The organism is Sulfitobacter geojensis (assembly GCF_000622325.1).
Classification (GTDB): Bacteria; Pseudomonadota; Alphaproteobacteria; order Rhodobacterales; family Rhodobacteraceae; genus Sulfitobacter; species Sulfitobacter geojensis.
Genome location: NZ_JASE01000004.1, coordinates 1 through 20,328 on the forward strand (window position 1 = coordinate 1; position 20,328 = coordinate 20,328).

Annotated in this window: 15 protein-coding genes; 10 read left to right on the forward strand and 5 right to left on the reverse strand. The window is 57.6% G+C overall.

From position 1 onward, the window contains the following. The 5 genes from Z947_RS22150 to Z947_RS0101935 form a co-directional block, all read left to right on the forward strand. Positions 1-309 (forward strand): hypothetical protein (locus Z947_RS22150; protein ID WP_025042622.1); only part of this gene is annotated, 309 nt, incomplete at its 5' end. 359 nt (positions 310-668) lie between these two features. Then, complete coding sequence (locus Z947_RS0101920; RefSeq protein ID WP_025042623.1) at positions 669-1,763, forward strand: replication initiator protein A; 1,095 nt, start codon at positions 669-671, stop codon at positions 1,761-1,763. Positions 1,764-1,804: 41 nt separating this feature from the next. Continuing rightward, a complete protein-coding gene (locus tag Z947_RS21375; protein WP_025042624.1) occupies positions 1,805-2,926 on the forward strand; it encodes a class I SAM-dependent methyltransferase in 1,122 nt (373 codons plus the stop codon). Positions 2,927-2,929: 3 nt separating this feature from the next. After that, on the forward strand, positions 2,930-5,329 hold the full coding sequence (locus Z947_RS0101930) for a glycosyltransferase (protein WP_025042625.1): 2,400 nt from the start codon (positions 2,930-2,932) through the stop codon (positions 5,327-5,329). Beyond that, positions 5,326-6,588: a glycosyltransferase family protein gene (locus tag Z947_RS0101935; RefSeq protein ID WP_025042626.1), complete on the forward strand. Its 1,263-nt coding sequence runs from the start codon at positions 5,326-5,328 to the stop codon at positions 6,586-6,588. The genes Z947_RS0101930 and Z947_RS0101935 overlap by 4 nt, the downstream gene beginning before the upstream one ends. Here Z947_RS0101935 and Z947_RS21380 read toward each other — a convergent pair. Continuing rightward, positions 6,585-6,998 (reverse strand): response regulator, encoded by a 414-nt coding sequence (locus Z947_RS21380; protein WP_052880585.1) that lies wholly within the window; start codon positions 6,996-6,998, stop codon positions 6,585-6,587. The two genes, Z947_RS0101935 and Z947_RS21380, sit on opposite strands and share 4 nt — an antisense overlap. A 2-nt stretch (positions 6,999-7,000) precedes the next feature. Beyond that, a complete protein-coding gene (locus tag Z947_RS0101945) occupies positions 7,001-8,458 on the reverse strand; it encodes a sensor histidine kinase (protein ID WP_025042628.1) in 1,458 nt (485 codons plus the stop codon). A 392-nt stretch (positions 8,459-8,850) separates the two neighbouring features. Between Z947_RS0101945 and Z947_RS0101955 the strand changes: the two genes are divergently transcribed. Further along, positions 8,851-10,356, forward strand: coding sequence for a matrixin family metalloprotease (locus Z947_RS0101955; protein WP_025042629.1), 1,506 nt, complete (start codon positions 8,851-8,853; stop codon positions 10,354-10,356). Between the two features lie 586 nt (positions 10,357-10,942). Here Z947_RS0101955 and Z947_RS0101965 read toward each other — a convergent pair. Then, positions 10,943-12,730, reverse strand: coding sequence for an ABC transporter ATP-binding protein (locus Z947_RS0101965; RefSeq protein ID WP_025042631.1), 1,788 nt, complete (start codon positions 12,728-12,730; stop codon positions 10,943-10,945). Positions 12,731-12,885: 155 nt separating this feature from the next. Next, on the reverse strand, positions 12,886-14,154 hold the full coding sequence (locus Z947_RS0101970; RefSeq protein ID WP_025042632.1) for a glycosyltransferase: 1,269 nt from the start codon (positions 14,152-14,154) through the stop codon (positions 12,886-12,888). 114 nt (positions 14,155-14,268) lie between these two features. Here Z947_RS0101970 and Z947_RS0101975 point away from each other — a divergent pair, with 114 nt between their 5' ends. From Z947_RS0101975 to Z947_RS0101990, 4 genes are all read left to right on the forward strand, one after another. Further along, positions 14,269-15,732 (forward strand): glycosyltransferase family 4 protein, encoded by a 1,464-nt coding sequence (locus Z947_RS0101975; protein WP_025042633.1) that lies wholly within the window; start codon positions 14,269-14,271, stop codon positions 15,730-15,732. A gap of 211 nt (positions 15,733-15,943) precedes the next feature. Further along, positions 15,944-16,252, forward strand: coding sequence for a helix-turn-helix domain-containing protein (locus Z947_RS0101980; RefSeq protein ID WP_025042634.1), 309 nt, complete (start codon positions 15,944-15,946; stop codon positions 16,250-16,252). Positions 16,253-16,359: 107 nt separating this feature from the next. After that, entirely contained in the window at positions 16,360-18,003 is a 1,644-nt protein-coding gene (locus Z947_RS0101985) for a hypothetical protein (RefSeq protein ID WP_025042635.1), read from the forward strand. 160 nt (positions 18,004-18,163) lie between these two features. After that, the gene (locus tag Z947_RS0101990) at positions 18,164-18,958 is read left to right on the forward strand and encodes an SDR family oxidoreductase (protein ID WP_025042636.1); all 795 of its coding nucleotides are present in this window, start codon (positions 18,164-18,166) and stop codon (positions 18,956-18,958) included. Between the two features lie 31 nt (positions 18,959-18,989). Here the strand turns inward: Z947_RS0101990 and Z947_RS0101995 are convergent, their stop codons facing one another. Further along, entirely contained in the window at positions 18,990-20,285 is a 1,296-nt protein-coding gene (locus Z947_RS0101995; protein ID WP_025042637.1) for an HlyD family type I secretion periplasmic adaptor subunit, read from the reverse strand. Positions 20,286-20,328: the final 43 nt, after the last annotated feature.

Below are 20,328 nucleotides of genomic sequence, written 5' to 3' on the forward strand. Positions count from 1 at the left end.
ATGGCTGACCCAAACCCATTCAGCATTTCGTTAAGCCCCGGAAAGCTGCGATCCAAACCCAAGGATACCAGCCCGCAGACTGTGGCGAAATCCGATGAAGCCGCCGAAAAACACGGTTTTGTTGAACGCACCCCGAAGAAGCGCAGAGGGCGCAAACCCAGTCCCCGTACAGGGCAGGTCCATGCCAAGGTCATGCCAAACGTATCCCGTGAAATCTCTCGGGAAGCTTCTGCGCGTGGTGTCCAGCAAGGGGTGCTGATCGAAGAGGCCTGGGCGCTTTATAAGGCGCATCGTGATGGGTTGGAGTGAGGGCTGAAAACCGTGCGCACCGGATTCGGGATAGCACTTTCTAAGTGATTCTTTTCAAAAGCTTACGTTGTGAAAAGCCTGTGCTGAAAAACTTATCCACAGGCCTGTTTCACGCGCGTGAGTGTTAAATATGTGTTAATAGAGTGTTACCTCAAAAATTCGCCTCGTAATCCGTTGACTCTAAATAGCTATTTTTACCCCCCCGTGTGTAGAGTCACGAAAGAACGTGTGTAGAGTCACGAAAGAACGTGTGCAGAGTCACGAAAGAACGGCCCTATGCCGAGGGCGAAATCACGAAAGATTTGTGGGTGAAATCACGAAAATATTGACGGCGTGTGTGGAATCACGAATAAAGCCTCATGGTGTGTGAAATCACGAACCCCGCGATCCCCAAGGACGAAGCGCCCTTGCCCCGCTCCCCGCTATTGCCAGACCGGCAGGAGCAGGGGGATTTCTTTGTTTGCGATATTTTCGATGCGGCACCCAAAGGCGATATGGCTTCGATGGCGCATCCGATCTTTTCGCTTTCCACGAAACCCGATCACCGGATCCGGCGTTACGAGGATGAAAGCGGGCGCAACCATCTGGAGGTCAAACCCTCTGCGGACGGGCTTGCGACGATCCATGACCGCGATGTGTTGATCTATTGCATCAGCCAGATCATGGCCGCGCTGAACGAGGGCAGGGTGGTCAACCGCACCATCCGTCTCAAAGCCTATGACCTTTTGAAAGCCACCAACCGTGTCACAGACGGGCGCGGCTATGAGGGGTTACGCGCGGCACTCACCCGCCTGCAAGGCACCCAGATCGAGACAAACATCGTGACCGGGGGCGAGGAGCAGCTGGATATTTTCTCGCTCATCGACCGTGCGCGTATCGTGCGCCAGACCCGCGACGGGCGCATGCAGGAAATCGAGATCGAGCTGAGCGATTGGGTTTTCAACGCCATTCAGGCCCGCGAAGTCCTGACCTTGCACCGCAATTATTTCCGCCTGCGCAAACCGCTTGAGCGGCGCTTGTACGAACTTGCCCGCAAACATTGTGGCCGCAAACTTGAATGGCGCGTCGGCTTTCCTGTCTTGCAACGCAAATGCGGTTCGGCCTCAACGCCGCGCGAATTCCGCCGTCTGGTGGCCAATATCGCACGTCAGGACGAAGCCTATGACCATATCCCCGATTATGCCATTCGCATCGAAGGCACGCAGGTTATTTTCCGCAACCGCGAAACGGACACGCTGATCGAGGCGACCCCTGCTTCTGACGCACCGCGTGTTTTTCTCGCCGTCGACACATATGACGCTGCGCGCGAAGTTGCCCCCGGCTGGGACATTTACCAGCTGGAACTTGAATGGCGCAGCTGGATGAGCGATGGAGGCCTCGACGCGCCCAAAGACGCGGATCGCGCCTTTCTTGGCTTCTGCCGCAAGTGGTACGAAAAGCGAGGCAAGGCTTAGGTTCTAGGCCAGAATACAGGGCCGTAGAGGAGACTGGACCCATGAAACCCCTCAAGCGGCTCGAGCGCTATTTGTCAGCCATCTTCACGCTGGGCCGGATCAAAGGTCTGGCCAAAGACGCCCAGCGTGGTGTGGAACAGATCGCCCCTCGTGTGGATCATCTGGAAAATCGCGCAGCACAGATCGAACGTGACCTTGGCGCAATGCAGACCAGCCTTGATGCCCGCCAGTCCCATCTGGAAGATGCCGACGGGCGTATGCACCGGTTGTTTGAATGGACCCGCCGTCACGAAAATCTGGCCGAAGAGCTCGTGGCCGATTACCGCCGCGAAAGCACGATCCTCAAACGCACCGGACAATCCGACAGCGCATTGTTGTCGCGCATGTTCTCGGATCTATCGCGCCGTCTGGATGCTGCTCCGAAAGGGCAGGGGGCCCCGAAATCTGCCGCGCCCGAAACCGCACTCCCCTCCACCGACGGGTTCGATCTGTTCAAAGACAGCTTTTACCACCGGCTCGAAAACCAGTTCCGCGGCGCCCCTGAAGAAATCGCCCGCCGTCTCAAGGTCTACCTGCCTGATGTGGAGGCCGCATGGCTGCGCACCGGCAAGCTGCCCGCGATGGACATCGGCTGCGGGCGGGGCGAATGGCTTGGCCTGCTCGAAACCCATGGCATCGCAGGCTTCGGCATCGACACCAATGCCGTACAGATCGAGGAGGCCAAAGAGGCCGGTCTTGACGTGCGCCTTGGGGACGCCCTGCAAGGGCTCGCGGATCAGGACGACAACAGCCTCTCCGTCATCACCGCCCATCACCTGATCGAACATCTGCCCTTTGACGCCGTGGCATGGATCACCCGTGAGGCGGGGCGCGTCCTCGCCCCCGGTGGGCTGCTGTTGTTCGAAACCCCTAACACCCGCAATGTGCTGGTGGGGGCCACGACCTTTCACACCGACCCTACGCATCTTAAACCGATGCCTGAACAGGTCATGGGCGTGCTGTTTGAAACCGCCGGATTTGATCCCGTCGACATTCGCGGGTTGAACCCGCACGAGCGTTTCAACGAATTTCTGGGCAAACCCGACTTCAACGACGAACTCGCCTTTTTGATGTTCGGCCCGCAAGACCTTGCCATCCTTGGCACCAAACCAAAGGACGCCTAAGCGATGCGCATCGGAGTCCTCAGAACCCAAGTGCCTTTTGTCACCGGCGGCGCCGAGCGTCACAGTGCCAACCTTGTTCACGCCCTGAACCAGCGTGGCCATGACGCCTGTGAAATCACGCTGCCCTTCAAATGGTATCCGGGCGAGGTGCTGGCGGATCACATCATGGCGGCCAAACTGATTGATGTTTCCGAAGTCGAAGCCGTGCCGGTCGATCTGACCATCGGCCTCAAATTTCCCGCCTACCTTGCCAAGCATCCCAACCGGATGTTCTGGGTGCTGCACCAGCATCGCCAAGCCTACGACCAATGGGATCTGGGCACTTCTGATCTGCTCGATGATCCGCAAGGCGAAGCGCTGCGCGCGCTGATCACTGAGGAAGATCGCGAAGCTTTCGCCAGCAGCCCCCATCCGATCTATGCCAATTCCGGTAATGTCGGGGGGCGGTTGAAGAAACACCTCGATGTCGCAGCACAGCCGCTTTACCACCCGCCCCCCAACGCCGAAAACCTGCGTGCGGGGGCGTATGGTGATTACCTGTTCGTCCCGGGTCGGATCAATCCGTCGAAACGGCTGGAACTTACCCTTCAGGCACTGGCCCATGCGCCAGCCACACGTCTGGTCATTGCCGGCGTGGCCGAAAATCCGGCCTACCAGAACCACCTTGCCCACATGGCTGAAGAGATGGGGATCGCGGCGCGTATCACATGGCTGGGCGCGGTGGATGACGCCACGCTGATCCGCCATTACGCCGAGGCGCGCGGCGTGGTCTTTGTTCCGCAAGACGAGGATTACGGCTATATCACGCTTGAAGCCATGCTGTCTGCCAAACCCGTGATCACTGTCACGGACGCAGGTGGCCCGCTGGAATTCATCACGCACGGCGCAGAAGGGTTGATCACCGCGCCGGATGCGCCCGCCCTTGGCGCGGCCTTTGATCAGCTGTCCGAGGACGCGAGCACAGCTGAACGTATGGGGCAGGCGGGACAGGCACGGTATGCCGCGCAAAACATCTCGTGGGATCACGTGGTCGAAACCTTGACTGGCCAGACCCATCTACCGGTGATGCCTGACACCGCCCCGCCGCCAGCCCCCGAAGCTGCAGCGCCGCCAGCACCGGAAACCGCGCTCGACATCCTGCGCGACACGGTTGCCCCGCCAGAGGCCCCCGCCGATCTGCCCTTTGCCAATATCGAAGAGGTACTCGAGGCCTATGCCTTTGATGAACTGCCCGCCGCTTTGGGCCGTCCGGAACCGCCGATTGATGCAGGTCTTGCAGGCTACCTTGGCACTCATTGGACCCGTTTCATGTCCACGCTGCGCCAGCTTGAAGGGTTGGAAATCACATCTGCCCTCGACGTCGGCGTTTTCCCTCCGCTGGTGTTTCAGGCCCTGCTGGCCAACCAGTTCAAAGGCATCGAAATGCACGGGCTTTGGGAAGGCCCTGATCCCTATCGCCAAAGCGTGAAGGCCCGCAGCGACAACCACCCGAGCTTCGACATCACTTTGCAAGTCGCCAATGGCGAGCGCGACCCCTGGCCCTATCCTGACAATAGCTTTGATCTGGTGACGGGGATGGAGATCCTCGAACATCTCGCGCTGGATCCGTATTTCTTCTACACCGAAGCCGCCCGCGTCCTGAAACCCGGCGGTCACATCCTGATCACCACCCCCAATGTGGTTAGCCACCGTGGCGTGTGGAAATCCCTGAACGGTGTCGCCCCCTATTCCTTTGGCATCTTCGTGCCCTCGGGCGGGGTCTATGGCCGCCACAACCGCGAATACGCGCCGCAAGAACTGGCCACGATCGGCACGGCAGCAGGGTTTGAAACCGTGCGCCTGCAAACCCTTGATGTCTATGACCGCCATATCGAACCGGAGATGGCGCAGATTCTTGTGGCACGTGGCGATGACCTGAGCATGCGCGGCGAGAATATCCAGTATCTGGCACGCAAGGTTGGCGATCCAAAAGGCGTGCCCGAAAACCTTTATCACGGCGATCCCACGCGGATGCACGGGAACCTGTCCGTGACCGAGCGTGAAGAGGCCACCGGCCTGACCCGCCTTACCGTCACCAACACCTCGCCCAGCTATTGGCCCACGGCGGGGGATCGTGCGACCTGTATGCTGGCCGAATGGACCAACGGGGCAGGGGAGTTGCGCCACCAGCACCTGATGCAGCCACTGAACGGTCCGCTGGCCCCGGATGAGAGCAGCCAGATCACCCTGCGCCTTGATCCCGCCAGCGAAACCGGCGCGGGCACCCTGCGTCTGCATCTCTATCAATCGGGTGTGGGTGTGTTTTCGGGGCGCGGGCGTGCCGCCCCGCTGACGCTGCCTTGTTCCGAAGCGGCCTTTCTGCGCATGGTCGACACCACCCCGTTGCCCCAAGGCGCAGCATGAGCCACGCCCATAAACCCCGCGTGCATTGGGTCTCTCCGTTGCCAAAGGCACAGACCGACATTGCCCATTACACCCGCCGCATCCTGCCCGAACTGGCCGAAGCGACCGATCTGACGCTTTGGACAGATGCGCCGGATTGGGACCGCGAACTTTATGACTTTGCCCCCGTGCGCCGCCTTGACCCCGACCGCGTCACCCCGCGTGATTTCGCGATGGCAGGGCGCGCGGATGGCAGACCGGGGCAGGGACCCGAAGTGGTTTTTGTGAACATCGGCAATGCATGGCCCTTTCATTCGGGTTTCATGCGGATGATCCAGCGGATTCCGTCGATTGTGATCCTGCATGACATGGCAATTCAGGAATTCTGTTTCGACGCCATGGAGCGTGATAAATTCCCGCGGGATGTCTATGAGGCCAACATGCTGCGCTGGCATGGCGAGGCCGGCCTTGCCGCTGCCCGCGATGTTTTTGAAGAACGCCGCACGCGCGGTGATCTGACAGAGGAAATCCCCGGCTTTGAACTGGCGCTGACCCAAGCGATTTCGGTGCTGACCCACACGCCCGTTGCACGTGATGCGGTAGCGGCGACAGACACGGTGCCGGCCTATCTGCTGGACCTGCCGTTTCGCCCCTCTGCCCAGCCCCCAGAGGTGATCCGTTCCGGCATCGGCCCGCTGCGCCTTGTGCAATTCGGCTATACCGGCCCCAACCGGCGCCTGCAAAAAGTGCTCGAGGCGCTGGCCCCCCTGCGCGGCGAGGTCGACTTTCAGCTCGATGTGATGGGCAGCCTGTGGGACGCGGGTTACATCCGCCAGCGCATTCAGGAACTGGGGCTGACGCATCACGTCACCCTGCATGGTTTCGTGGAAGAGGCAGAGCTGGACGCGCGGCTCGCGGCGGCGCATCTGGTCTTCAACCTGCGCTATCCCAGCATGGGCGAGGCTTCGGGCAGCCAGATGCGGATCTGGAATGCGGCCGCCGCGTCGGTGGTTACCAATCTGGGCTGGTACGCGGACCTGCCGGAGGACACGGTGTTCCGCATCGAACAGGAAGACGAGATCCCTGCGCTACAGGCGCTGATCCGCCAGCTTGCTGCCGACCCCGCTGCGGCGCGCAGTGTCGGAATGGCGGGGCGCGCGCGCCTTGAGGAGCGTCACACGCCTGCGCGCTACGCGGCAGCAGTTGCCGAGGTCGCGGGCCGCTTCACCCAAGATGCCGCGACGGCGCTGAAAGCACGGGCCAGAGACAAGAGCTCTTAGGCATAATAGAGCGTTCGAATGACCTCGGCGCCGCTGCCATCCAGCGGCTTGGTGATAAAGCCCTTTACGAGGTCCAGATTTCCGGCACGCTCACGGTCGGACGGGTTGTTTGAAGATGTGAACATCATAACGACCATGCTTTCCGGTCCGTATCCCTTTGTCCTGCGCCTTTGCATTTCTTCGATGGTTTCAAAACCATCCATCTGCGGCATGTTGATATCCATCAGGATAAGAAGCGGAAGATCTTGGGATGTCGTATCGAGTTGATCACTAAAAAACCTTTCAAGGAGCTCATATCCGCCAGTAAATTCCGTCACATCCTCAAACCCTTCCGCTTTGGACAGTCGGCGTTTAACGATATAGCGGTCGGCACTGTCGTCATCGACGACCGCTACTGGAATTCTATTCATCTTCATTTCCCTTTTGCTGGCAAGGTTACTGTTAATGTCGCCCCCTCGCCTTCAATGCTTGAAAGTACAATCGTACCTTCAAGCCGGTCAATTTGCTTTTTAACCAAAGAAAGACCCAAACCATCCCCGCTTCGGTCATCTAAACGCTTGAACATCATGAAAACTTTTCCAACGCTGTCTTTCGGAATACCGATACCATTGTCCGTAACTGTAATTTTGATATCGGCACCTGTGTATTCACTTTTTATATGAATAATATGAGATTCTTTTTCCTTATCGGCATATCTAATTGCATTTGATAGAAGGTTTTCAAAAACAACACGCATTGTCGCAAGCTCGGTAACGAGGGTCTTTGCCTTTGACACATCCAGCCGCAGTTCGGATGATATATCGGCCCCGGTCAAGTCCACCCATATCTCTTGGATCAACTTTTCAAGAGAAACCGTTTCTTTCGGTATTGAGTCCCGCCCCGCGCGGGCAATGCGCAGTATGCCTTCGACTTTCTCGGCACTGCGGCGGCTGATATCAATCACCTTCATCATGTTTTTGTGAACTTCCGCCGTGTCGCCCTCTTCCAGATCCTCGATGCACAGTTGCAACAGACCGGCGATAGAGGACAGCGGCGCCTTTAGGTCGTGACTGGCGCTATTGGCGAAATGGGACAGTTCGACATTGAGCGCTTCAAGCTCGTTGTTCTTGCGCGCAAGGGCGGCAGCGGCAGCAACGCGTTCGGACAGATCGATGATGGTGCTCATCACCATTTTCCCGTCAGAGGTTTCAACAGGGGTAAGGGATATTTCGACGGGAAATTGCGTGCCGTCCTTGCGCCGCGCAAAAAGATCACGCCCCAACCCCATGGCGCGCTTGCTGCTGTCACTCATATACCCGCTGGTATACACAGGATGGGCGCGGCGAAAGGTTTCAGGGATCAGCATTTCGACAGGCTGCCCCATCATATGTTTTTCATCATACCCGAACAAAAGCGAAGCCGTTCGGTTCACAAAAACAATGATGCCTTGATGATCCACCATGACCATTGCACTGGCCGCAGCATCCATTGCCTGATGCATACGCTCTTCGTGGATTTTGCGTTGCCGGATATCAATGGCGGCAATCAGGGCCATGGTGGTATCACTGTCGGACACCGGCTCGATCCCCAGTTCCAGCGGAATGGTATGGCCCGACTGCGTGACCCCGTACAGATCCCGCCCGTCGCCCATGCTGCGCTTTGTCGGCACGCGGTGATAGGCGTTGCGCAATTCATGATGGTGGCCTCGGACAGATTCAGGCACCAGGATTTCGACATTCTTGCCGATTAACGCCTCTGCGGAATATTCGAATAGATCAAGCAACCCAGAATTGGCCAATATGATTTCCCCGCTATCGGAAACCAAAAGCAACGGCACCGGAGAAATGTTAAACGCCAGTCGATATTTGTCGATCAAAAGATCCGTGGGCATTTCCAATTACCTTTATAAGGCGATGCATTTCCAGAGCCCCACCGGGGCGGTCGGGCATCGGCATGCGTTCCGGTGCATGTGCCAAACCACTCCGACGTTAAAATCATCTAAACTTTTCTGCTAAACCTTCAGAAACAGCCGGTAAGTGTGGGAATTTGCCGCAAAACGGCCTGTTTCTTCGCCGGCCTTCACAGGGGGCAAGCCCGCAAAAGCAATGGATATTTTATGCGAACATAGGGGCGCAGCGGGGCAATCCGCCGGTTCGGCAGGCGTCATCCGGCGAAACACCGCCCGGCTAACACCTGCCACATTTCAACATAGTCTTGCCCTAATATCCACGCATATGCATGCAACAAGCGCCTTTGGTGGGCTGTCAATGTGTGAGTTTTTGAATGTGTGAGTTCTGCACGAATGAATATCATCTGAGCAATGCGAAATGGGGCGAGGGTGAATACGGAACACCCGGTGGCACTGTTTACTGGAGCTTCGCTGATACCCCGGGCACCGGTTTCGGGTTCTCCAGCTATATTAATGATCCCGCCTATCGCGATATCATTCGCGAAGCCTTTCAGGCATGGGAAGATGTTGCCGACATCGATTTTGTCGAAATCGCGGACGGCGCACAGACCGACATCCATCTGGGGTGGGACACCATTGACGGGGCCTTCGGCGTGGTCGGCGAAGCATCGACCCGCGGCTCCAAAACCACCGAAACCCTGTTCAGCTTTACCGAGGCGGAAATCCGGTTTGATGTCTCCGAGAACTGGACCACGGATCACGATGTGGCCCGCAACGAAGTCGGGCTCTATCAGGTTGCGCTGCATGAAATCGGCCATGTTCTCGGGCTTGATCACACCGGAGATACCGAAACCATCATGTATGCCAGCGACATCAGCGACCTGCCGGGGCTGGCCGCGGGTGACATTCAGGGCGCACAGATTTTCTATGGCGCGGCCGAGGCCACACCAGCGCCGCAACCTTCCACACCGGACCCCGAGCCGGTGGTCGAAGAATACACCCCGACCTTTGGCGACGACAGCTTTACCGCGCGGGCCGGCAATGACGTGATCAACGGGATGCAGGGAACTGATACGCTCAACCTGACCGGCGCGCAGACGCAATACACGCTGACCCTGACCGCGGGCAATCTGATCCTGATCGACCGTGTGGCGGGGCGAGACGGCATTGACACATTGGTCAGCATCGAACGGCTGGATTTCCAGTCCGGTGCTTCGACCCTCGACAACGGGCTGTTCGAGGTCGACTCCTTTGACGGCATCACCAATCTGGATGCCGAAGACTTTGGCCAGATCGTTGAACTTTATATCGCCTATTTCAACCGCGCGCCCGATGCCTTGGGGCTGGCGTTCTGGGGCAATGCCTATAGCGACGGCCTGTCGCTTGAGGACATGGCCGCCCTGTTCATCGATCAGGCCGAGACCCGCGATACCTATCCATCCGGTATGAACAACACCGATTTTGCCACTGCCGTTTATGAAAACGTGCTGGGCCGTGTACCTGATGCTGACGGCTTCACCTTCTGGACCGATCTGCTGGATGCAGGCACGGTCGGGCGCGACGTCTTTATCCTGTCAGTGCTGGAAGGGGCCAAGGCCGCGATCCCGCAGGGGTCCGAACCGGCCTTCATCGCGCAGGTGATCGAAGACCGCCAGTATCTGGAAAACAAGGCCGACATCGGTGCCTATTTCGCCGTGCACAAAGGCATGTCCGATGTGGATGACGCGTCCAATGCAATGGCTTTGTTTGACGGCAGCCAGGGCAGTATTCAGGATGCGATCAGTGCGATCAACGGCCACTATGCCGATGCGCTTAGCACTGGCAGCGGTGATTTCCTGATGCCACTTGTCGGCGTGCTGGACGATCCGTTTACGGGGTAACCCTCAAGAAACGAAGGCATCAGTGTCTTGCAGGCGGGACAGTATAGTCATGTTCACCGAGAACCGATCCCATCGTCACGTCCTTTCGGCCAAGAACTATATTACATAACTAACCTTACAGGTCTCTTCATCCACGCACCCCGTTCGTCGTGCTGCAACTGGTTCTTGCCACGGGTAGAGGCAGTAATTGTCAGCAATTGTTTAGGTTTCGAACGGGGTGTGTGACAGCCTCAGCTGAGGCGATTTATAGCTGCGCTTAAAACGGGCGTTAATTGCAGATGGTTGAGCTTCCGACGTTTGTGCAGGTCGTAGTGGTACCTCCACCATTTCCATCCGTTGTTGTCGTGATGTATGTGCCAGAGCCGACTTTGGTCGTAATAGAGCCCGCCATTGCTCCGCCAGCGACTAAAAGGCCGAAAATAAAGCTTACAGTGATAGTTTTCATCAGGAACTCCATAAGTAGCGTAATTGCTGCGGCCGTTCGATCAGAATTTAATGTCCTCAATGAGGTCGCCTAAAGACTTTTGTAAGTGCGTTCAAAAACTACTGATTGTTAAACTGCTACTTCAAAGTAGCATAATAGCAATCACCCGTAACTCTGCCGCTGTGCCCCATACATACCGGCATAAAGCCCCGCCATCTCCATCAGCTCGGCATGGGTGCCCTGTTCCACAATGCGCCCTTCGTCCAGCACATAGATGACATCGGCATGGGTCACGGCAGACAAGCGGTGCGCGACGATGATGGTGGTCTTACCGTCTGACAGCGTGTTGAGCGCCGCCTTCACCTTATCCTCGGTGCGTTGGTCTAGGGCACTTGTCGCCTCGTCCAGCAACAGGATCGGGGCCGAGCGCAGGAAGGCCCGTGCAATCGCCACCCGCTGTTTCTGCCCGCCCGACAGCTGCGCGCCCTTGGGCCCCAGCGGCGCGTCGCCGCGTTCGCGGATCAACCCGTCAATGCCCACATGGGTGGCCGCGGCCCAGATCTCCTCTTCTGTGGCCTCGGGTTTCACATAGCGGATGTTTTCCCAGATCGAGGAGTTAAAGATCACAATGTCCTGCGCCACCACCGAAAACGACTGGCGCAACACAGGGATGCGCAATTGGTTCACCGGCGTGCCGCCAATGCTCACCTGCCCGCCCTGCACATCATAAAGCCGTGCCATCAGGCTTAGGATTGTGGTCTTGCCCGACCCCGTCGCGCCCACAATCGCGCTGACCTTGCCGCTTTCAAATGTCAGGCTCAGGTCCTGAAACAGCGGCGGTTTGTCGGTATATTGGAAATCCACACCTTCAAAAACGATATCGCCATGGGCATTGAATTCATCCACCGCATTCGGTGCATTGGTGATGCTGGGCACTTCGCGAAACAGACTGCGCACCCCGTCGAGGATTACCAGAGAGGCCTGCAGTTTCACAAAGAAATGCGCAACGCGGCGCGCCGGATCAAAGATCAGCGCCATGCCGATCATAAAGGCCACCACGGACGCCCCGTCCATATCGAACCCTTCGCTCAGCGCCATGTACCCCCCACCGCCGATGATCAGGATGAACACCAAAGCGGATAGGATATCGACCGTGGGCATCATCAGCGCCTGGGCCGATTGCAGGCGGATCGACAGGTCCTTGATCTCGGCGGTGGCCTTGAACAGGCGTTGCTTTTCTACGGGTTCCTGATTGGAAATCTTCACCGTGCGCATGCCGTTGGACATCTCTTCGATGCCGGTCATATAGGCACCCATTGCGTTTTCCGCGCTGCGCTGGATGTGTTTGATCTTATTGGACACATAGCGCACCATCAGCGGCACAAAGGGCATCACAATGATGGTGGACAGAAACAGCCACGGTGATTTCCAGATCAGATAGCCCGACACAATCACCACCGTTGCCACATCGCGCACCGCCGACACCGTGGTCTGGCCGACAAAATCGCTCAGGTCATGGGCCTGATTGACCAGCCGCAGGATGATGTCCCCCGAAGAGGTGCGTTCAAAGTAGGACAGATCAAGGATCATCATGTGATCAATCAGATCCTGCCGCATCCGCAACACCGCATCACTGGCCAGCCAGATCGACACCCGTGGCACAAGGAATGACATCAAGGCCCGCATCGCAAAGATGCCAAAGACCATAAAGCAGACCTTGATCAGCCCGCCGATATCACCCTTTTCAAAAATCACCCGCAGGCCGGTTTCCGTCAGGCTGATGAACTGCTGATAGACCAGCCCCTGTATCATCACCATGCCCAGCACCGCGAAAAGCCAGGGCGTTTTGGATTTGAAATACCCGTGCCAGAACCATGACAGGTTGCTGCGATCCTGTTCGGAAAACAGCGGCGGGCGCGACGCGCGTTTGGTGAAGGGGTTCCAAGACATAGAGCGGCTTGTAGGGTATTTTTGTGAGAGGCAAAATGCCCAACTTCTTGTGGGTGGTGCTGCGGTAAGATCAGGCTGGTTTTTAGATCTGCCTGAAGTTGAGTTGTCTATTCATATGAGAGGGGAACAACCGCTAACGGACGTTATGCTAAGCGTCACACCATCTCTGTAGCAGCCAAAACACCAGCCGCCACATCTTTCCAAGTGCGCAACTTCCCCTTGCCCGCGGCAATCCGCGTCTTCAAAGCATCATAGCCTGCGCCATCAGACTGCATCGCATCGATCAGATCAGCCAAGGCACCTGGATCATCTGGATCGAAATACTGCGCCAGATCGCCGCCAACCTCTTTCAATGCTGCCGCTTCGGTCGAGGCCAGACCGGGCGTGCCCAGCCACAAGGCTTCGCCCAAAGGCAGCCCCCACCCTTCCATACGCGAAGGGATGGCCAGCGCCATCGCGCCCTCATAAAGGCGACGCAGTTCGGCCTGATTGGGGTTGGTCACAATGTTGATGCGGTCGCGGATCGGGTCAAACCGGCCCTGCTCCAGATAACTGTCGGTGCGTTTGCGCTGTGCACCCGCCAGCACCAGTGGCGGCACGGGGCGCCCCGTCTCATGCAGATGCAACAGCGCTTCCATCACGCACTCAAGGTTCTTGCGCCCCGTCAGGATGCCAACACACAGCACATAAGGCTCGGCAGGTCCCACTTGCACCACCGGCTCATCCGTCGGGCGCAGTTCATGACACAGGGGCACCGCAACCACATCAGGCACCGGTGGCAGATGGCCGGAGGCAGAAAACCGCTCAATTTCATCCTTGGTAAAGAGAGAATTGGACAGAAGCCGCTCGGATTCCCTGATCACGATGTGATTGTCATGGGTGAAATTATTGGAAAACTTGCTGGCACTGGAGTGGGCATATTCATAGATCGGGATCATGTCATGCAGCAACGGATTAAGCTTGATCCGCACCCCGGCGCGGCCCAGCACCGTCAGGTAATCGGCCATGATTTTCGGCCGTCCCAATGACACCAGCCGCTGGTCATGCAAATCCACCTCGCGCACCATATCCGCCGGCACAGAACGCCAGCGCCACAGGTTGATCATCCGTGCGCCCCAAAGGGCGATCGGGTACAAAAGATCGCGGATTTTATTAGGTTTTGGAAAGCTGTAGCGCATTCTGATCGGCGTCGCCTCGGGCGGCAATCCGGGGTCAAGGATGCCCGTCGGGCTGTCGGCCCCGATACGCGGCGTGACTTCGAAAAACCGCTCATGCGCGGGCGAGAAAATGACAAAGCGCACATCCGCATCCGACAAGGCCAGCTCATAGCCGACCTCCATCACCGTCCGTGAAATACCGTAGTATTTGAACTTCAGTCCCGATGCCAAAAACTGCTCGGACAGGTCATAGTAAAGCACAGCCATACGCGCCTCTTAGCACCGCCACAGGGGTTGAGAAACATCGTATTTACCTTCAAAGAACGCGGGTTAACCTCGCGTGGGCCCCTTTGGCCTGCCCTGCTGCAAAGAACGGATGAAATGAAGACGCATTTTTTCGATGTCACTGACATTGTGCTTTACGTAGAAAAAGAAACTTCCGTTTCCGGTATTCAGCGGGTCTCCTTCGAGGTGATCAAACGTATGGTCGAGCGCCACGGCACGCAGTTTGTGCACCTGTCCTATTGGGATCGGGCGCGGCGTGAATATGTGGCGATCCCGTCCGACTTCATTGCCGAAATGGACGAATTCGACCCCGACATCCTAAGCGCGGTTTTCTTTGGCAAAGGCGCGCGCTCGCGGCAGGAAACCGCCCCGACCTTGGAACGCTACCGCAATCGGCCGATGAAATACTGGTTCCACTACCTGCGCAGCAGCTTCCACGCGATGCGCGGCAACGAGGCGCATTTCAACAAACACAACTCCAGCATTCTGGAATGGCGCAACTTCAAGGCCGGCGTTCTGCCAGAGCCGGAGCCGAAAACCTATGATCTCGAACGCACGCTGGTGTCCAAGATGGCGCAAAAGGGCGACCGTCTGGTGGTGCTGGGCGCCACATGGGCCATCGACGGGCTGGACGCCTGTTTTCAGGGGCTGGCCGATAATCAGGGCGTCGAGATCAGCCAGCTGATCCATGATCTGATCCCGATCATCACCCCCGAACATATCGCCGGTGATTTCAGTCAGGAATTCTATCGCTGGCTGAAAACCTCGATGGGGTATTGCACCAGCTATTTCGGCAACTCCAAGAACACCAGTAAGGATCTGAAGGCGTTTATGGAGGAAATCGGCGTGGAACGTCCGATCCAGACCGTGCCGCTGGCGCAGAAATTTACCGTGGTTGAATCCAAAACCGCGCCCAAGCCGATGAAGGGGCCCTCAGGGCCCTACAAGACCCGCGTGGATCGCACGCTGGGGCTGCGCCGCGAGATCCTGAACCTGTCCAAAGTGCCCTTTGTGCTGGTGGTCGGTACCATGGAGTCGCGCAAAAACATCTGGCGGCTGGCGCAGGCGTGGCAGCGGCTGTCGCGCGAAGAAGGGCTGAACGTGCCCAAACTGGTCTTTGCCGGCAAACCGGGCTGGTACAATGATGATTTCAACCAGCTGATGCGCGGCACCGATAATCTGGGCGGCTGGGTGCAATTCGCCGACCGGCCCACCGACACCGAACTGGGCTATCTTTACGAAACCTGTGTCTTTACCGCCATGGTCAGCTTTTACGAAGGCTGGGGCCTGCCCATCGGCGAAGGGCTGTCCTTTGGCAAAACCGGTGTGGTTGCCGATAATTCTTCCATGCCCGAGGTGGGCGGCGATATGGTGGAATATTGTGATGCACATTCACTGGACAGCATCCATGCCGCCTGCCGCAAACTTATCGCCGATCCGGCCCATCGCGAGGCTTTGGAGGCCAAGATCGCCGCGACCAAACTGCGCACATGGGACGATGTGACCAACGATTTTGTTGATTTATTGAGCGACGCACCACTACTTGAGCGGGAAAAATAGGCACGCATTGTCAGCACTGTGACCCTTCTGCACGGGTTATGCCGGATTCGGGAAACAGACCTGTCAGGCGGCAGGTATTTTACCCAAATCTGTAAACAATTCGTGTAACTAGGTTTGCCACTGGGGAAATTCTGCTGTATAGTGGTTCACTGAACACCCTGCCCCGAGCGGCAGGATACAGATCCCCGAACTGCCATTTGAGGGCAAACCCATGTTAGCAGAGCTGCAAAAATCGACCCCTGAGGAAAACAAAGAACAGCGCGCGACCTTTGGTCTCTGGCTGAAAGCACTGCGCGAGGCCGAAGGCCTGTCGCAACGCGATCTCGCCGACCGTTTGTCGCTGGATTATTACACGTTCATCTCCCAGCTGGAGAATGGTCGCGGCAAGATCCCTGCGCATCGTTACGCGGAATGGGCCACGGCCCTCGGTCAGGATCCCAAGAGTTTTGTCAAAACCCTGCTGAAGTATTACGAGCCGCTGACCTATCAGATTCTCTTCAACGCTGAAGAAGCCGGTTAAGATCAGCCTGTCTGCGCATCTTTTGTAGATTGCGCAGGCGATAGACGTTATAACGGGCCAAGAGACATCTCGTGGCTTAGACAAGACTGATCGGGGCGATCACAAGAATGGCGACAATCCTCTCATTCCACGGCAAGAAAGACGGCTCATCTGCGCAGGATTTCCTGACGGACGAGACCGAAAAACTGTCGTTCCGCACAGCGGATGACGGGGCAGTCAGCCTTGGGGATGTGGCCGCCGCCAGCCTGCCCGATATTTTGCCCGACCCCAAGCGCGATTGGAGCAATCAGGAACTTGCCGATCTGTTCCGCGTTAAACAATTGCTTGGCGGGGCCAATGTGCCCGTTGAAACCATGCGCGGCGTCACCGACGAGGGCGATCCGTGGTTCATCTTTTGCCACCTCAATGGCGATGTCTTTATCCATATGGCGCGGATTGACGGCGCTTATGTGCTGGACAGCCCGAACGTGCGCCGCCCCCTGCGCGGCCATGATTTCAACGCGCTGATTGCAGATTACACAAACCACGCCCTGCCCTCGATGCAGAACGGCGACGAAGGCGACAGCGAACACCGCGTGATCCGCTTTGAACGCGGCAGCAAGGTGCGCCTGCACCCCTCTGCGATGCTGGCCGCGCTGATCTGGACCCTGTTCCTGGCCTCCGAAGAGCTGGTGATGCTGGCTCCCGAAGAACAGGCCGCAACTGACGATGATCTGCTGGATTTCTCGGCTGTGATTTCAGCGGACAGCGATTTCAAAGCCATCGCGATGGATGCCGACGACGCCGACACACCGGCCGTATCGGAAGCGATGAAATCTGTGGATACGGACGTGCTGCACGGCTCTTTCGAAGCCCAGATGCAGATGCGCGACGCCATGGGCCAGCAGGGTCTGGCGATGCAACAGAACACCTATGCTATGGGTCTAAGCACCATCGCCATCGCCATGGGCTTCATGTCCGAGGCGGTGCTGATGGACAACCAGCGCAAGGTGCTTGAAGGATTGAAAGCCATCGGGCTTGCCGAACGCGTAACAGAAGACGTCACCGACTCCGAACAGGTTGCCGACGCATCCGACACTGCGCTGCTGGACATGCTGGCGGAATTCCTCGGACTGGATCTGTCTTTGAACACCGAGATGGCAGAAGCACCTGCCGCCGGCGATGCCTCCGTGTTGCAACAGGAAATGCTGCATGTGACCTTGCCGGCAGTCGATGCAGATACGGCGACACTGGCCCCTGTTAAAACCGTGCAGGCCATGATCCGCGAAAACACCGATGCGGAGCTTTCCGAGACAACTCAGGAAGTATCCACCGCCGCGACCGATCCTGAAACGCTTGCCGCGCTGGTTGCTGCGGTACAAGGCGACAAGATCACGATCAACATGTCCGATATCGTCAACGGACAGCTTCAGATGGAAGAATTCCAGCTGGGCCAGACCACCGTCAAAGCCAGCTTTAATCTGAACGATACGGATGCGCTGTCCCTGACCGATTACCTGTTCGTCAGCCAGCGCACGACCGACCACCGCGAATTCGACGACCGCGCGCAGATGTTTATCGACTACATTCAGGCCAAAGAGACCGAAGTTGGCGTGATCACCGTCGGCAACGAAGTGATCATGATCGACCGTGCGGCCTTTAGCGAAAGCGGTGCCAACACGTACAGCTTCAGCTGGGAAACCTACGACGGTCAGGTGATTTCACTGATCGGCCTGCGCGCCGAATTCCAGGAATTCGATTTGATCGCCTAAGGCGGTTCGACCGGTCGGATAAAACCGCCACACGACATTGGGAGTGAACGAAAATGGACAAGCGTCACCGGTAATCTGGAAAATGCTTTACCCCGAAATCCGCAGGCTTGCCCTGTGACGGTTTCGGACATCTGTTTTCATCTCTACCCAAGGAAATCCCATGCCCAGACTCACTGGAAAAACTGCTCTTGTCACAGGGGCGGCGCGCGGCATCGGTGCTGCCATCGCACACGCCTTTGCCGATGAAGGCGCAGAGGTTATCGTCACGGACATCGACAGCGCCGCCGGCCAGATCACGGCCACCGCGATCGGAGCCACTTTCGCCCCCCTCGATGTCGCCTCGGAAGCGGATTGGCACGCCATCGCCAGGCAATTTCCCACGCTTGACGTTGTGGTCAATAATGCGGGCATCACCGGTTTTGAGGGGTCCGCTGACAGCACCCCGCCCCGCCATGACCCTGAAAACGCGCAGCTGGCCGATTGGCGCTCTGTACATGCGGTCAATCTGGATGGCACTTTTCTGGGCTGTCGCTATGCGATCCGTGCAATGCGCGCAAAGGGCCACGGGTCGATCATAAACATCTCATCGCGTTCGGGACTCGTCGGAATTCCGATGGCCGCGGCCTATGCTGCGTCCAAAGCGGCGGTGCGCAACCATACAAAAACGGTCGCCCTCTATTGTGCCGGTCAGGGGTTGAACATCCGCTGCAATTCCATCCATCCCGCCGCGATCATGACGCCGATGTGGGAACCTATGCTGGGCAATGGCCCGGACCGCAACGATCGTGCGGCGGCAATGGTGGCCGATACGCCCATGCAACGTTTCGGCCAGCCCGAGGAAGTCGCGGCAATCGCGGTCCTGCTCGCCTCTGACGAAGCGGCCTATATGACGGGGGCGGAGCTGACGGTTGACGGGGGTATTCTGGCGGGATCGGCGGCCACGCCAGCAAGTTAAGGCCGCCCCCATCGAGGGCAGCCTGAGGCGTTTATTCCTCGATCATGCTTTTGCGCACCGCATCCATCAGCGGTGACGCGATAAAGTCGATCACCGTGCGTTCGCCCGTGGTGATCACGACATCTGCAGGCATGCCTGCGCTCAGCCGGTCTTTGATCTCGGCTGGGATGTCGTTTTCATCCACAGTGATACGGGCCAGATAATAGGGCTGTTCATTGGCATTATCGGGCGTGATGACGTCACCGGATACCGTATCGACTGTGCCCAACATGATCGGGATCAGCTTGGTTTTGAACGCCGTGAAGCGTACTTCGGTCATCAGGCCAACAGCCACGTTATCTACATCGATGGGTGAAACGCGGGCGTTGACGATCAGTTCCTCGTCTTCTGGCACCAGCTCCATCAGCACCTCACCCGGACGGATCACAGAACCGACTGTATGCACCTTGAGGTTCTGGATGGTCCCCGACCCCGGCGCGCGGATTTCGGTCCGGTCCAGCACGTCATCGGCTACCTTGCGCCGCTCCATCAACTCGCTGATTTCGGCACGCACCTGCTCCAGCTCGGTGCTGGCGCGTTCGCGGTATTCCTGTTTCAACTGCAGCGCTTGCAGTTCCGTTTCGCCAATGCTGGCGCGGGCCTGCGCAATGTCCGAGATCACCTGACCAAGGTTCGCCTCGATCTCGATCAACTCGTCCTCGCGTTGCGACAGCTGGTTGCCCTGGATCAAACCACGGGTTTCACCATCACGCATTCGCACAAGCATTTCGGTGTAATTGGCGATCCGGCGCTCGAATGCGCCTTTCTGGATTTCCAGACCTTCAATCTGAACCTTGATCTGTTCCACCCGCGCCAACAGGATGTCTTCCTGACTTTTCAGGATCAAACGACGGTCGCTAAACAGGTCTTTCTGATCAGCCAAGACGGATGACACAGACTGCGAGTTGCGCGACAGCACGTCCTCGGGGAACATCACTTCATCTTCGAGCGCACGTTCGGCCAAAAGCCGCGCCTCAACCAGACGGGCCACATCCAGACGGGTCGAAAACACCTCGAGGTTGGAGCGCGCTTCGATGCTGCTGAGGCGCACCAGAACATCGCCCTGCGTTACAGTACCCGCTTCGGCCACCAGAATTTCTTCTACGATCCCGCCTTCGAAATGCTGGACAACCCGACGGTTCCCCTCAAGCGAGATCGTCGCCGGCGCCACCACCGCGCTGTCCAGCTTGGCCACGGCGGCCCAGCTGCCAAAGACACCAAAGGTGATGAAGATCAGGATATAGCCCATCAGGGCGATGGGTTTTGGACTTGGTTTACTGTTCGCCATAGCGGATCAGCTCCTTAAAGAGCGGTTAATGCAACGTCTGTTA

Excerpts from the sequence above, each read along its gene's own strand:
- Z947_RS0101975 (WP_025042633.1), top strand. The coding sequence starts at position 14,269 with ATGAAGACGCATTTTTTCGATGTCACTGACATTGTGCTTTACGTAGAA.
- Z947_RS0101980 (WP_025042634.1), top strand. The coding sequence starts at position 15,944 with ATGTTAGCAGAGCTGCAAAAATCGACCCCTGAGGAAAACAAAGAACAG.
- Z947_RS0101930 (WP_025042625.1), top strand. The coding sequence starts at position 2,930 with ATGCGCATCGGAGTCCTCAGAACCCAAGTGCCTTTTGTCACCGGCGGC.
- Z947_RS0101985 (WP_025042635.1), top strand. The coding sequence starts at position 16,360 with ATGGCGACAATCCTCTCATTCCACGGCAAGAAAGACGGCTCATCTGCG.
- Z947_RS0101945 (WP_025042628.1), bottom strand. The coding sequence starts at position 8,458 with ATGCCCACGGATCTTTTGATCGACAAATATCGACTGGCGTTTAACATT.
- Z947_RS0101955 (WP_025042629.1), top strand. The coding sequence starts at position 8,851 with ATGTGTGAGTTCTGCACGAATGAATATCATCTGAGCAATGCGAAATGG.
- Z947_RS0101920 (WP_025042623.1), top strand. The coding sequence starts at position 669 with ATGGTGTGTGAAATCACGAACCCCGCGATCCCCAAGGACGAAGCGCCC.
- Z947_RS21380 (WP_052880585.1), bottom strand. The coding sequence starts at position 6,998 with ATGAATAGAATTCCAGTAGCGGTCGTCGATGACGACAGTGCCGACCGC.
- Z947_RS0101965 (WP_025042631.1), bottom strand. The coding sequence starts at position 12,730 with ATGTCTTGGAACCCCTTCACCAAACGCGCGTCGCGCCCGCCGCTGTTT.
- Z947_RS0101990 (WP_025042636.1), top strand. The coding sequence starts at position 18,164 with ATGCCCAGACTCACTGGAAAAACTGCTCTTGTCACAGGGGCGGCGCGC.
- Z947_RS21375 (WP_025042624.1), top strand. The coding sequence starts at position 1,805 with ATGAAACCCCTCAAGCGGCTCGAGCGCTATTTGTCAGCCATCTTCACG.
- Z947_RS0101935 (WP_025042626.1), top strand. The coding sequence starts at position 5,326 with ATGAGCCACGCCCATAAACCCCGCGTGCATTGGGTCTCTCCGTTGCCA.
- Z947_RS0101970 (WP_025042632.1), bottom strand. The coding sequence starts at position 14,154 with ATGGCTGTGCTTTACTATGACCTGTCCGAGCAGTTTTTGGCATCGGGA.
- Z947_RS0101995 (WP_025042637.1), bottom strand. The coding sequence starts at position 20,285 with ATGGCGAACAGTAAACCAAGTCCAAAACCCATCGCCCTGATGGGCTAT.